Genomic DNA, 14,707 nt, shown 5'->3' on the forward strand with positions numbered 1-14,707 from the left:
CCTAAGTAAAAAGCAGATCTAACAACTCGTTAATAAAGCTACAGGAAACACCGTTAAAATATCACCAATTTTTAAGGAATGGCTACCTTTAATCGATTGATTTGTTAGGGTATTTTTCCAATCTGTTTCCCAATCTTCCGGTATTTCAATGGCTGTTTCTTTCCAAATATTCTCACCCAATGGAAATTGTTGAGGTTCAACTAAATTTGTTAAAAATCGAGGAACAACGGTAATGATAATTTGTTGACCATAGATTCGAGCAAAGGCTAAAATATATTCAGCATAGTCTCCAGTTGTTTCTAAGGGAATGTAAGCGCCCTGTTGATAAACTTCCAGATATTGTTTGCGAACTATTAACCCTTGATAGATTAAAAATAACTTCATCCGTCCATCTTCAGGAGTCGCTTTTAACTCGTCAATCAAAGACAAAATATCGTCCTGAGAACGGCGTTTAATCTCCTCCAAAAACTGCATCCGTTTTTCATAATCAACGGGACGACGATTATCAGGATCAACTAAACTTAAATCCCAAAGCTCTGTTCCTTGATAAAAATCGGGTAAACCGGGGCTAGTGATTTTAATTAAAGTTTGAGAAAGGGAATTAAATATCCCATAAAATGCTATTTTTTGTTGAAAATTTCTGAACTCTTGTAAAAACTGATTGTCCTCCGAAGGGTTGAGAATTTTATCAACAAAAGTGAAAAAGCCTTCTTCATAAACGGAGTCGGGACGTAACCAAGCGGTATGAACTTTGGCTTCTCGAACTGCTTTAATTGCAAACTGTTTAACTCGTTCTACAAATTCAGGATATTCTGCTTCATAAAAGGGATAGGAACCGATTAAATTTTGATACAAGAAATATTCATCATTCCCATCAGGAATAATTCGTCCATCGGTTTCTATTTTTTTGTCCCGATTTAACGCTATCCAAGTTCTGACTTGTGCTTCCCATTCATCAGGAATCTCGGAAATTACGTTTAATCGGGCGCGTAAATCTTCACTGCGTTTTGTATCGTGGGTTGAGGTTGTATTCATTTTGTGGGGCCAACTTTTAGCTTGTTTTTTATTAAACTGATGGAACGTATCAGAACTAATTCCAAATTGATAAGGTGCGCCCCCTACTTCATTTAAAGACACAAAACGGTTATACACATAAAACAGTGTATCTTCCACACCTTTTGCTGTTAATGGCCCTGAAAACTGTTGTAACTTCATCACAAAATGCAGCCACAATTCTTTATTTTCATCGCTTAAATAGTCATCATATTCTAGTAATAAAAACTTTTCAATTAAATTGAGTTCGTTAATCAGTTCAGGATGTTGTCCTTTTGCTTCTTGAATTGCAAACTGAACATAATAGCGATCTTCTTCACTGACTTGACCTTCATTAATATAAGTTCGATAAACGGGAAAGCGTACTAAGACTTCTAGAATGGCAGTTTGTAACCCATGTAACGTAAAGTCTCGTCCATAACGATATTGACCCGCAATCCGTTTCAGTAATCCTGCTAAATTATCTGCATCTCCCGCTAAGTTCCGATCAGCAATTAAGCGTTTTTTATCAATTAATAATTGTTTAAAGGAAACACTTAAACCTGTTACATCTCGATAAATTTGACTGAAGCGATCTTCATTTTTGCGTTGACAAAATAAATTATTCAAATAAATTAAAAATTCATATCCTGACGTTCCTTCCATGGGCCAACTACTGGGTAAATTTTCTTCAATATCTAAAATTTTCTCAACGGTTAGATAAACATTTCCGACTTTTTCGCGGATTCCTTGTAAATATTGCAGGGGATTATACAATCCATCAATATGATCAATTCTTAATCCTGTAAATTTACCCGATCTGACGAATTTAAAAATTAAATCATGGGTTTTATTAAAAACTTTTTCGTCCTCAACTTTGACGCTAATTAATTCATTAACTGTGAAAAACCGTCGATAGTTCAATTCTTCTGCACCGACTTTCCAATAGGATAATCGGAAAAATTGTTCAGATAGGAGTTTATCTAAGAAATTAAAACTTTCGGGATCGCCTGTTTTTCCATTCAAATATTCAATATTTTCATCAATAAATTTCTGAATATCGCTATTTTCTTGATACAGTTCCCACAGTAATCCTTTTGCAAATACGGCTTGCGATCGCCGATCTTGGCTGGATTCTTCATTGGGGATATTTTTCAACACATAAAGCACCCCTAACAGTTTAATCACGTTCGGATGTCTTCGTCCTAAGCGGTCTTCTAATTCTTTTAAACGAGGCGTGATTAAATAAGTATAGGATTCAATTTTTAAGGGAAACTTTAAACTATAATAATTAACGGATAACCCTGCTTCTCCATAAGAAATTTTTAATTGTCCATTCTCTAAACAATTGCCATAAAAATCTCCTAATAAGGGAGCTAAAACACGACCTTGAAAATCACTATAAGGATGTTTCCAATCAATATCGAAAAATTCTAAATAATCCGAATCAGAACCAAATTCAAAGATATCTGTTAAATATTGATTTTGACTATCATAAGCCATGTGATTGGGAACAATATCCTGTAACCATCCCATGCCATTATTTTTAACTTCTTCCATTAATTGATCAAAATCTTCCTGCGTTCCTAGTTCAGGATTTAATTGATTCGGATCAACAACATCATAGCCATGAGTGCTTCCGCTTCGAGCTTTAAAAATTGGAGACGCATACAAATCAGAAATCCCTAACTCCTGTAAGTAAGCAATAATCTCTTTAGTCTGATTAAAATTAAAATCGGGATTAAACTGAATCCGGTAGGTAGCTAGAGGAATTCGCATAATAATTATTGAAATGAAATTGGAAAAATCAAGCTTATTTTAACCTTTATTGGTGATATTAGCTATCTATCTCTAGGTTGAAAATAGTGTTTAGCGGATTAATCTCAAATCTTCTTTGATTTTTTCAGGTCAGCTATGTTGGAGATGATTTGTGTTTTTTTAATTTCTGCGCGAATGAAGGAAATGAGGTTATATTCTGAATCCAAGGGAACATCTCGACAGGTCTCACGGGTAACTTGCGTTAAGCCAAAACTTAAGTTACTAATGGAGTGATAGCCAGACAATTGGAGCCAAATGTTACTAAAATCACCACGTTGGTTTTCATCGGTGGGAATTCAGCATGAACTAGAAGTATTGCTAATTTGTGCTAACACTCAGGTAAACCCAGAAAACAGGCAGAGGTTGAAAACTCTACTGCAAGAGAATATAGATTGGGTCAAGTTGATAGAGATGGCAAATTACCATAAGGTGATGCCGCTTTTGTACTCAAACCTGAATGGGATTTGTCCAGAAGCCGTTCCCAAACCGATTTTGACAAAGTTACGACTAGAGTTTCAGTTTAATACTCGCAAAAGCCTGTTATTGAGTGGTGAACTGGTCAGATTGTTGAATTTGTTTGAAACGCAAGGAATCCCCCTTCTTCCGTTTAAAGGGCCTGTATTAGCCGCTGCTGCTTATGGTAATTTGCTACTCCGACAGTTCAGCGATTTAGATATTCTAATTCATACTCAAGATATTGAACGGTCAAAAGCACTGTTTTTATCTGAGGGATATCAAATGAAAATTGAGCGCGTCGAACTAACCCTCGAACAGGAAAAAGTGTTTTTGCGATCGCCTCAAATCTATCAATTTGTTCGCGAAGCTGCCTACCCCTTTCTTCACCCTAAAAAAGAAATATTGATAGAACTTCACTGGGGAATTATGCCACAATATTTTTCTTTTCCTATTGATGATTCGGGGTTATGGGAAAACTTAGATTCTGTTGTTATTGCGGGCAAAACAATACCCAATCTGTCGCCAGAAAATGCAGTTTTGGCAATTACAGGACACGGAACAAAAGAGTGTTGGACACAACTGGCTCGCATCTGCGATTTAGCTGAATATATTCGCTCTCATCCCCAATTAGAGTGGGAAAAATTAATCGAGAAAGCGACGGAAAAAGGCGGTCAACGAATGTTGTTTTTAGGTTTAACCCTTGCTGATCATCTTTTAGGAACAATTCTACCCCAGGATATCTTACAAAAAATAAAAGCCGATCCAGAAGTAGCATCCCTAGCTGATCAAGTATACAAACAGCTTGTTTATCAAGTTGATAGTTCGTTTAAAGATGGTTCAACGACTCGCTTTCATCTCAAGGTCAGAGAACGACTTCAAGATCGGGTGCGATACTTTTTTAAGGTTGCAATTACACCAACAACAACTGATTGGTTGGTACTCCCCTTAGCAAAATTTCCCGCTTTTATTTACTATCTACTACGACCCCTGCGGTTAATAATAGAGCAGATTGTCAAAAGAGTTAAGAAATAACTGAACATCGTTTCAATTTTCTAAAATTTTGGGGGTGTCATCTACTCAATCCTTAAAATAGAGATTTTGATCCTTTAAAGAGTTAAAGGATCGTAATATTATGGCTTTTTTATTGAGTCAAAATAAATAACATTTTTTTGCAGATCGAATCTCAAATTTACGGGAAATAAACTTGACATCTATCTAAGGTTATAGTAAAGTTAAGGATAGTTAAATACGACTAAGTTTATCCACCCCAAAAAACGATCATAAATCATGAATCCAGACGAAAAATTTAATGCAAATACGCCCAAAGTTGTTCATGAAAGCATTGATGGTGAAGTCGTTATTGTCAACTTGGAGCAGGGAGATTATTTTAGTTTAGTTAAAGTCGGTGCAGATATTTGGGACGGCTTAATTAGAGGTCTTTCCAGAGGCGATATTGTATCAGAAATCATTCAGCGCTATGAGGGTGAGAACACCATTATTGAAAATGCCGTCAATCATTTGATTGAACAATTACAGAAAGAAGAACTGATTGTTCTCCATACAGGAGATGAGGTAGACAGCCACAACAATCCTAACGATCCAACTCCAACCCTTCCCAACTTAGAAAAATTACAATTTGAACCTCCCAGCTTACAAAAATACACGGATATGGAAGAATTGCTGGCTTTAGATCCTATCCATGAAGTTGACGAGCAAATCGGTTGGCCGAGTGCTAAAGTTGAAGTTTAATTTCTTCAAAAAAGGGAGGGGTTTTTCCTCCCCATTTTTTAATAATTGTCGCTGAGTCCCAAAAATCAGATGGTTACAAATACATTTGAAAATCCTGATCATTCTGCTCAAACTGCTCAGAAAGACTCTTTAGATTTTTTCAATACTGTTTATGAATTATATGAAAAAGCTGAGGTTTCTGCTGGGGGTTGTATTGACCGTTTTTACTGCATAGGAGGGTTTAAAATTCGGTTGCGGTTTGCAGGGGAAGCATTAATTCCATACATGACCCCCGCTTTAGGACACTTAGAAACAGAACCCTTTTGCGATCAGGCACTTACAGTTTGTTTGTGGGATAGTACCTCGACAAATACGATAATGCCGCCTCCACCTTGGCAGAGAAATCAACATCATCCCAAGCGTGGAGAGATTTACGGTTTCAATAGCGATCGCATTCATACCAGTTTCCAATGGGGTGCTTATGCCTTAAGTTTGTTGGATAGCGATCGCAATCTAGGAATTTATTGGGTTGAAACAACCGAACAAATTCCCTATTGGGAAAAAGGTTCGCCGCTACGGACAATTTTAAACGTCTGGATGAGTAAGCGGGGCATTCAGCTAGTTCATGGTGGCGCTGTCGGACTTCCATCGGGTGGCGTGTTGCTAGTCGGAAAGGGGGGCTCTGGTAAATCAACTACTGCTTTAACTTGCTTAAATTCAGAGCTTTTTTATGCCAGCGACGATTACAGTCTCATCTCCCCCGAACCAACCCCGACGGTATTTAGCATCTACAACACGGGCAAAAAAAATGCCGACGATGTGGATAGATTACCATTTCTGGCGACGGCTATCAGTAATTGCGATCGCCTTTCCGACGAAAAAGCACTTTATTTCATCAACGAACATTTTCCCGAAAAAATATTGACAAAATCCCCCATTCGTGCAGTTTTAATACCGCGCATTACGGGAAAAACAGATACCTCCTTAACAGCTACCTCTGCTGCTGCTGCTTTAACTTCACTCGTGCCGAGTACCATGATTCAATTACCAGGTTCTGGTAAAGAAGCTTGCCAAATTATGATGCAAGTTTTGCAAAAAGTTCCTGCTTATTATCTCGAACTCGGCACTGATTTAGAACAAATTCCTCAAGTCATTTTCAACCTCATTACCAAGCAATAAGCAATGGAAAATCAGCCATTATTTGTTAGCGTTATCATTCCAGTTTATAACGGAGAGAAATATATAGCGGAAGCCATTCAAAATATCAAAAATCAGGATTATCAACCCTTAGAAATAATTGTGATTGATGATGGTTCGACAGATAAAACGGCGGAAATAGCTGCCCAATTCAAAGACTGTATCCGCTATATTTATCAGCAAAATAGTGGGCCAGCAGCGGCTCGCAATCACGGGATAAAAGTAGCCAATGGAGATGTAATTGCCTTCTTAGATGTTGACGATCTCTGGTCGGATGATAAACTGAAACTGCAAGCAAGTTACTTAACAAATAATCCTTCGGTAGAAATTGTACAAGGATTAATCCAAAACCTGAAAAATACTCACTTGACAAATGACAATATAGCGATATTTGAAAAAGAGCATTATCCTTATAATTACATTAACTTAGGGAGCGGATTGTATCGTAAATTAGTTTTTGATAAAATTGGCTTATTTGATGAATCTCTACGCTACGCAGAAGATGTTGATTGGTATATCAGAGCCTGGGAAAATAGTATATCTAAGGTTGTCTTGGAGCAGGTAACGCTGTTTTATCGAAAGCATCGGGAAAATATGACGGCGGGGAAAACTTTAACTGAGTTGGGGTTCGTTAGGATATTTAAAAAACATCTTGATAGGTGCAGAAAAAAAGGAACATCTCCCAGTAGTGTATTGCCAGGAATGCCAACTATTAATGAATACTTGGGTGCGCCTCCTAACACTCCAAAAATATCTTAAAAAAGGCTAAATTTCTCCGAAAAATTTTAACAATTAAGTGAAAGGATATCTGCGAATGGAAAATAATTTTTTAGTCAGTGTCATTATTCCAGTTTATAACTGTGAAAAGTATCTAGCAGAAGCGATTGAAAGCGTACTCGCTCAAACTTATCAGCCACTAGAAATTATTGTAATAGATGATGGTTCAACTGATGGCAGTGCAGAAATAGCAAAGCGCTTTGGTACTACAGTACAATACTGTTTTCAAGTCAACAGTGGTACGGCGGCGGCTCGTAATTTAGGAATAGAATTAGCCAAAGGCGATTTTTTTGCCTTTCTGGATGCAGATGACCTTTGGGTAGAGGATAAATTAACTAACCAAATGGCAGCATTTACTAATAACCCCAATCTTGATATCATATACGGACAGGTTCAACAGTTTATTAGTCCAGACTTGGCCGAGAATCTGAAAGCCAAACTACAAGTTTCTCCTAAATTAGTACCAGGACATATTCCTTCAGCATTGCTCATCAAACGTAAGTCTTTTTTTCAAGTTGGCTTATTTGAAACTCAGTGGAAATTAGCTGAATTTGCGAGTTGGCAGGTGCGTGCTACAGAGCTAGAACTCCAGACGATGATGTTACCTGAATTAGTAGCCAAGCGCCGACTGCACGAAACCAATAAGGGAATTAAACAACGCGAATACCAAACTGAATATCTTCAGATTTTGAAAGCATCACTAGACCGCCGCCGTGCTAAAGGTTAGGCTATTGAAATGAGCTATGATTGACGGATATGAATTTCAAAACTCGGCTAAACAATATTAAAACTCGTTTCAAAGCTGCATCCAAAGCCTTCCTTAATCCGATGCCTAATCTTATTCCAAAAGTTTTTGTCAAAACAGTAGATCCTTCTGTAGTTTTAGATAATCAGCTTTTAGCCGGAAAAAATGTCCTGATTACCGGAGCCGCAAAAAATATTGGCAGAAGTATTGCTATTGAAATGGCAAAACAAGGCGCAAATATTTTCTTCACCGATATTGTTGAGGAAGAATGTTTAAACTTAGAAAAAGAATTAAATACTTATCCAGTTAAGGTGAAAAGCTTTGTTTCAGACATATCAAAACCTGAAGATATTGATTATTTATATAGGATTTTAGAGGAAAATAAAATCATAATTGATATTCTTATCAATAATGTCGGCATTCAATTTGAAACAATGGGGATAAATAACTTGGATTTAGAAGAATGGCAAAAAACTTTTCAAACCAACATATTTGGGCCTATGTATCTTACCAAATTGATTTCCAAAATGATGGTGAGTAATTCTATTCAAGGTGCTATTATTTTTCTAACTTCTATACATGGAGAAATACTGATCCGGTGGCCTAGTTATAGTTCTTCAAAAGCAGCATTAGGCATGATTATCAAAGAATTAGCGGTAGAATTTGCTCCCTACGGAATAAGAGTAAATGGAATTGCTCCCGGTTGGGTTGCAGAAGACGATCAGGGGAACCTTTTACATCATAAATATAACCTATTACATCAGTGTTCGATCGCTCCTTGTTATATTGGTAGAGCGGCTGTTTATCTAGCCTCAGATTATTTTTCCAAATTCACGACGGGAACTGTTTTGAAAATTGATGGAGGAGCAACATTATATAGTTATCGTGTTGCCCAAAATCCGCCTGAATAGAAAAGTAGTATAAAATTAACGGAAGAAAGCCAAATGTTGCGTATTGCCAAATGGATAAAGAGACAGATTGAAACCAAATTAGCCACCCATCAAAAAGGGCAATTAGGTGTCAGTCGTCTGGAATCAAAATCTAAGAAGTTTCAAAGTCTCTTTCCTAAAAAAGTAAAGATCGATCGCGTAGCTACCGGATTTCAGTTTACTGAAGGGCCGATTTGGATAGCTGAAGAAAAGCATCTACTCTTTAGCGATATTCCTGCTAATCAAATTTTGCAGTTGACTCCTAATGGAGAGGTAAAAATATTTAGAAAACCTAGTAATAATTCTAATGGTTTAACCAGGGACAAACAAGGACGATTAATTGCGTGCGAACACGGGATGCGCCGAGTTACCCGCACGGAAAAAGACAGTTCAATTACGATTTTAGCCGATCAATTTCAAGGCAAAAAACTCAATAGTCCCAATGATGTTGTGGTTAAAAGTAACGGTGCAATTTATTTTACCGATCCTCCCTATGGAATTCAACCGGAAGAACAAGAACAACCCATCCAAGGGGTTTATTTAATTCCGCCAGATCATCAAGAGATCATTCTCCTCGCCGATGATTTTTATAAACCCAATGGTTTAGCATTTTCACCGGATGAAAAACAGCTTTATATTGACGATTCCCAATGTCGTCATATCCGAGTTTTCGATGTCAAAATTGATGGTACACTGGCTAATAGTCGTGTTTTTCATGATATGAACATCAAGGAACCCGGTTCACCGGATGGCATGAAAATCGATGCTCAGGCAAACATCTATTGTACTGGAGCAGGGGGGGTGTGGGTGTTTGATTGTCAAGGCAATCATTTAGGAACAATTGTCACTCCAGAACGCCCTGCTAATTGTGCTTGGGGAGATGAAGATTGGCAAACTCTTTATATCACCGCTCAAACTTCAGTATACAGCATTAGAGTTAATATTCCAGGGATTCAATTACCGTAATTAATTAATAAGATACCATGAATTTTAATCTAAATCAAGAGCTACAATTACTGTTACAAGCCACACTTTTACAAGGTGAAGCAGCCATTAATTCCTGGCAAAAATGGAGAACATTGGTCAATATTGATGATGTAGATCAAGACTCTTATCGGTTATTACCGTTACTCTATCGCAATTTATCGGCTCATAATGTCACAGATTCATACATTGGCAGACTGAAGGGGGTTTACCGACGGTTCTGGGTTGAAAACCAAGTTTGGTTTCAAAAAATTCGATCTATTTTAGGGTCTTTTCAAGAGGCAGATATTAAAATAATGCTGCTTAAAGATCCGGCTTTAAATTTGTATTATTATCAAGATTATGGTCTACGTTATATCGATCATTTCGATTTTTTAATTAACTCAAAAGATGTTTTAAATGCCGTAAATTTATTACAAGAATTGGGTTGGACAGCAAAACAAAAAAATCCTAATCCCACTGTTCCTTTTAGTCATTATATTGGGTTTGAAAATGAATCTAAGCAATATTTAAGTCTGCGTTGGCATCTTTTCGCCGATGGTTTTAATGAAAATGCGGAAACGGAGTTTTGGCAGAGGGCAATATTAACTCAAGTCAACGATTTTCCCGTTTATCTTTTATCGGCAACTGACCAGTTATTTTATACCTGTGTATTTGCAGCATTAACAAATCTAATTTCACCGATTAGTCGGTTAACAGATGCTGCGATTATTATTCAATCCTACCCTTCTGAAATTGATCAAGACCGACTGCTAACATTAGCTGAAAAATACCGTTTTATTGTACAATTAAAATCGAGAATCATGCAGTTACAAGAAATTCTCAATTTACCGCTCTCATACTTAATTTTACCCGAACTCGAAAAATTATCAATTTCTAAATTAGAACATCAGGAATATCAAATGATAACGGGTAAAACAAATACCGCCTTAAATCGTTTAAAAATGAGATATTTCCAATATTCCAGAATAGTCAATACGGATAATTTTAACCTCTTAAATTTTTTCAGTTATCTGCAATATATTTGGGGTTTAGAGAATTTATGGCAAGTCCCAATACAAGGTATGATCCGAGTAATTAACAGGTAGATAGCCGTTGCTCTAATGCTAATATTCCATCTTTTAATGTTGGCTGTAGAGACGTTGCATGCAACGTCTCTACAGGGGTTTAGGGTAATATAATCTAACGATTAAGTTTCATACAAGACAAAACTTTCGGGAACTAAGGTTAATTCTGAAGTACCCGTTAACGTTTCGGGTAAATTTGATCCTGAACCCATCCATTTTTTATCGGTAGAATCTAAAAGCTTATGCCAAGTTTTACCGATTAAATTAGGGCTGTAGGAAACTGGATTTTTACTAAAATTAATCAGACAAAAAACCTGATTATCCTCAAACCAACGTCGGAAGTATAATAATTTATTCTCTTCTATACAGTGGACTTCTTGATGATTGCGATCGCGTAATTTTAACGCTGGAATACTTTGGCGTAATCGAATCAAAGTTTGATATAACTCCCATAATATTTTATGCTTTCCTTCCTGTTTCAACTGCCAATTTAACTTACATTGATCAAAGATTTCTTGACTTTGAACATCAAGGGGATCACCGGCTAGATGAAAGGCCTCAAAATCAGCTTTTCGTCCTTTTCGTACCGCTTCAATTAAATCTTGATCCGAATGACTAATAAAATATTGAAAGGGTGCAGGTTCTCCATATTCTTCTCCCATAAATAATAAGGGAATATAAGGTGACAGTAATACCGTAGCCGCCGCTAATTTTAAGGCTTCATAAGAGACTAAAGTTGTTAATCTATCCCCCAGTAAACGGTTGCCAATTTGGTCATGATTTTGACTAAATACTAAGAATTGATAAGGAGGACAATCTGCCGCCGATGCTCCATGTAACCGTTGACGGTTTGGGGAATAATCCCAAGTGTAAATAAAGCTTTCTCGGTAAGATTTGGCTAACTGTTCACAACGACCATAATCTTTATAATACCCGATATCTTCACCCGTTAATACGGTATGAATTGCATGATGGAAATCATCACACCAATGCACATCTAAACCATACCCTCCGACCGCTTTAGGACGAATTAATCTGGCATCGTTTAAATCGGTTTCAGCCATTAAATAAAACTTTCGTCCTTGCTGTTCTGATAGGATGGCTACATGATCAGCTAATTCTTGTAAAATATGTTTAGCACCGAGATCAAAAATATTATCAGCCGCATCTAATCTCAACGCATCAATGTGAAAATCTCGTAACCAATACAGAGCATTTTCAATCACAAAATCTCTGACACCCTGACAATAAGCTTGATCATAATTAACCGCAAAACCCCAAGCCGTTCGATAACGTTCGGTAAAATAGGGGCCGAATTCTGCCATGTAATTTCCTTCAGGGCCAAAGTGATTATAAACTGCATCTAAAATCACCGCAATGCCTTGTTGATGGCAAGCATTTACTAAACGTTTTAACCCTTCCACTCCTCCATAGGAATTTTGCGCCGCATACAGATAAACACCATCATAACCCCAATTTCGAGTACCCGGAAACTGACCAATGGGCATGATTTCAATGGCATTAATTCCTAAGTCTAATAATTCAGGAAGACGGGGAATAATGGCTTCAAAGGTTCCCTCTGGGGTAAACGTACCGACGTGCAGTTCATAAACAATTAATTCATCTAAAGGAATTGTTTCCCAGTTCTGATCTTGCCAAACAAAGGTATTTTGATCAATCACTTCAGATGCTCCATGAACCCCTTCCGGTTGAGAATAGGAAGCAGGGTCAGGATGGGTGAATTGGTGATCTAATTGATAAAAATAACGGGTTCCTGGGGGAATATTTTCAACCGTTGCACTCCAATATCCCTGTTCATCTCGTTCTAAGGGAATTAATCGCTCTTCGGGAGACACAATTTTGAGAGAAACGGTTTCTCGTAAGGGCGACCAGACACGAAATTCACAGCGATTTTCGCCTAAATAATTAGCACCGATTTTCATGATAAAATTTGGGGATTAACTACATCTTGAGGTATAGAGATGCGCTTTAGCTTGTCTCTATTTCTTTAATTTCTATCGGTAACTCAACGGAATTTCCCTCTGCGGGTTGTAATAAATTGGTTTCTGGTTGAGATGGGGCTAAATCCTTGGAACGTTTGATTTTAAGCTTTTCTGCTAAGGTATCCCGTTGATTTACCAAATAGATACTGACTAACGTTAAGCCAACTCCCATTGATTGTAACGGACTGAGGACTTCTTGTAAAAAGAAATTGCCAAATAATAAAGCAAAAACGGGTGTCAGGAACGTTAGCGAACTCAAGCTCGTTAAGCTACCACTGGATGCAAAATAGAAAAATAAACCATAAGAGATCGCGCTTCCAAATATTGTAGAATAGCTCATTGCCACCCAACCCGACAGATCAATATTTTGCCATTGTTGAGTTTCTAAAAGTGCCGATAACCCAAATAAAGGCAACCCCCCAATAATCATGTGCCATCCGGTTCCCATCACCGGGTCAGCATATCGACAAACCCACCGCACTAATACCGTTCCCACAGCCATTGATAATGCTGCTAATAACATCAACCATTCCCCACTATTAAACAGTTGAGTGAAATCGGCAGAAGTCGTCAATAATTCAGGATTAAATAAGCCTAAAATCCAATCATCGGGTAAACCAATTAAACTAATTCCAATAATGCCAATAGTTAATCCTAACCATCCCCAAAATCCAATGGTTTCTTGAAATAACCACAGAGATAAAATTGCAACGGCTAAGGGTTGGGAGTCAATCATCACCGATCCTAACCCAGCGCTGGTTCTCACTAACCCTTGGGCTAAAAATCCTTGAAATAAGGTCGCATCCACAGCCCCAAAAATTGAGATCCATAACCAAGCTCGCCAGCCTTTCGGTTGTGGACGCCCAGCTAACAGCCCCGCTAACAGTACCAAAACCCCGGCGGGGACTAACCGCACTCCGGCCATAAAAAACGGCGTTGTATGGGGAATAACGCCTTTCATCGCTACCATCGCCGTCCCCCAAAAGAAGAATGGGGCAATTAACAATAAGGGCTGAAAGGGTAATTTGGCTTGGGTTTGCGGTTGCTGCATTCGCTTCTCCAGGTAGGGGGGACGAAAATTATGTACTTTTATTAAGAAGTTTATACAATATTATGGATTTAATACAGTTTTGTCATTCCCATGATTTGGCCATTTAAACCTCGATACCGCAAACAAATCGCCCGCATAGAAATTAATGGTGCGATCGGCGGAGATACGCGCAAACGGGTGTTAGAAGCCCTAAAAACCATTGAAGAAAAGAAATTTCCCGCCCTATTGTTGAGAATTGATAGTCCTGGGGGAACCGTTGGCGACTCCCAAGAAATTTATAGTGCCCTGAAACGGTTGCAGAAAAAAGTCAAAATTGTTGCCAGTTTTGGAAATATTTCGGCATCCGGTGGCGTTTATATTGGCATGGGAGCCGAACATATTATGGCGAACCCAGGAACAATTACCGGAAGTATTGGTGTAATTTTACGCGGTAATAACTTAGAACGGTTATTAGAAAAAGTGGGGGTTTCTTTCAAAGTCATTAAGTCCGGCCCTTATAAAGATATTTTGTCTTTTGATCGAGAACTCACTGAACCCGAACAACAAATTTTGCAAGAATTAATTGATACCAGTTATCAACAATTTGTCCAAACCGTTGCCGAATCTCGTAGCTTACCCGTAGAAACCGTTAGAACCTTTGCTGATGGTCGAATTTTTACCGGGCAACAAGCCGTTGAACTGGGAATTGTAGACCGTTTAGGAACAGAAGAAGAAGCACGACGTTGGGCAGCAGAATTAGTTAAACTTGATCCCGACAAAACCGAATGTTTTACCTTAGAAAAACCTAAATCTTTTGCTAATAAAGTATTAGGTAATAATTTAACGCCTAATAGTTTAATTGCTGCTAACCAATGGTTGGAATTCGAGCTATCTACAAACGGTTTACCCTTGTGGATGTATCGACCGTAGAAGGGGAGATG

12 protein-coding genes are annotated in these 14,707 nt (G+C 37.9%); 9 read left to right on the forward strand and 3 right to left on the reverse strand.

All coding sequences use genetic code 11. The features are described from left to right. Positions 1 to 18: 18 nt before the first annotated feature. On the reverse strand, positions 19 to 2,811 hold the full coding sequence (treY, locus tag IQ236_RS18025; protein ID WP_193870576.1) for a malto-oligosyltrehalose synthase: 2,793 nt from the start codon (positions 2,809 to 2,811) through the stop codon (positions 19 to 21). A gap of 294 nt (positions 2,812 to 3,105) precedes the next feature. Between treY and IQ236_RS18030 the strand changes: the two genes are divergently transcribed. The 8 genes from IQ236_RS18030 (at position 3,106) to IQ236_RS18065 (ending at position 10,754) form a co-directional block, all read left to right on the forward strand. Beyond that, a complete protein-coding gene (locus tag IQ236_RS18030; protein WP_193870577.1) occupies positions 3,106 to 4,338 on the forward strand; it encodes a nucleotidyltransferase domain-containing protein in 1,233 nt (410 codons plus the stop codon). A 255-nt stretch (positions 4,339 to 4,593) separates the two neighbouring features. Beyond that, a complete protein-coding gene (locus IQ236_RS18035; protein ID WP_193870578.1) occupies positions 4,594 to 5,055 on the forward strand; it encodes a PqqD family protein in 462 nt (153 codons plus the stop codon). 69 nt (positions 5,056 to 5,124) lie between these two features. Continuing rightward, positions 5,125 to 6,213 carry a serine kinase gene (locus IQ236_RS18040; protein ID WP_193870579.1) on the forward strand — a complete coding sequence of 363 codons (1,089 nt, stop codon included), beginning with the start codon at positions 5,125 to 5,127 and terminating at the stop codon, positions 6,211 to 6,213. Between the two features lie 3 nt (positions 6,214 to 6,216). Next, complete coding sequence (locus IQ236_RS18045; protein WP_193870580.1) at positions 6,217 to 6,990, forward strand: glycosyltransferase family 2 protein; 774 nt, start codon at positions 6,217 to 6,219, stop codon at positions 6,988 to 6,990. 55 nt (positions 6,991 to 7,045) lie between these two features. Continuing rightward, positions 7,046 to 7,735: a glycosyltransferase family A protein gene (locus IQ236_RS18050; protein ID WP_193870581.1), complete on the forward strand. Its 690-nt coding sequence runs from the start codon at positions 7,046 to 7,048 to the stop codon at positions 7,733 to 7,735. Between the two features lie 29 nt (positions 7,736 to 7,764). Beyond that, on the forward strand, positions 7,765 to 8,664 hold the full coding sequence (locus IQ236_RS18055; protein WP_193870582.1) for an SDR family NAD(P)-dependent oxidoreductase: 900 nt from the start codon (positions 7,765 to 7,767) through the stop codon (positions 8,662 to 8,664). A 33-nt stretch (positions 8,665 to 8,697) separates the two neighbouring features. Continuing rightward, the gene (locus IQ236_RS18060) at positions 8,698 to 9,648 is read left to right on the forward strand and encodes an SMP-30/gluconolactonase/LRE family protein (RefSeq protein ID WP_193870583.1); all 951 of its coding nucleotides are present in this window, start codon (positions 8,698 to 8,700) and stop codon (positions 9,646 to 9,648) included. A 17-nt stretch (positions 9,649 to 9,665) separates the two neighbouring features. After that, on the forward strand, positions 9,666 to 10,754 hold the full coding sequence (locus IQ236_RS18065) for a nucleotidyltransferase family protein (RefSeq protein WP_193870584.1): 1,089 nt from the start codon (positions 9,666 to 9,668) through the stop codon (positions 10,752 to 10,754). A 101-nt stretch (positions 10,755 to 10,855) separates the two neighbouring features. Here IQ236_RS18065 and treZ read toward each other — a convergent pair whose 3' ends face one another. Both treZ and IQ236_RS18075 read right to left on the reverse strand, forming a co-directional pair. Further along, a complete protein-coding gene (gene treZ / locus IQ236_RS18070; protein WP_193870585.1) occupies positions 10,856 to 12,676 on the reverse strand; it encodes a malto-oligosyltrehalose trehalohydrolase in 1,821 nt (606 codons plus the stop codon). Between the two features lie 46 nt (positions 12,677 to 12,722). Further along, positions 12,723 to 13,787: a DMT family transporter gene (locus IQ236_RS18075; protein WP_193870586.1), complete on the reverse strand. Its 1,065-nt coding sequence runs from the start codon at positions 13,785 to 13,787 to the stop codon at positions 12,723 to 12,725. A 90-nt stretch (positions 13,788 to 13,877) separates the two neighbouring features. Between IQ236_RS18075 and sppA the strand changes: the two genes are divergently transcribed. Then, positions 13,878 to 14,696: a signal peptide peptidase SppA gene (sppA, locus tag IQ236_RS18080; protein ID WP_193870587.1), complete on the forward strand. Its 819-nt coding sequence runs from the start codon at positions 13,878 to 13,880 to the stop codon at positions 14,694 to 14,696. The last annotated feature ends 11 nt before the right edge of the window (positions 14,697 to 14,707 follow it).

The sequence above is a fragment of the Planktothrix mougeotii LEGE 06226 genome (assembly GCF_015207485.1).
In the GTDB taxonomy this organism is placed as follows: Bacteria; Cyanobacteriota; Cyanobacteriia; order Cyanobacteriales; family Microcoleaceae; genus Planktothrix.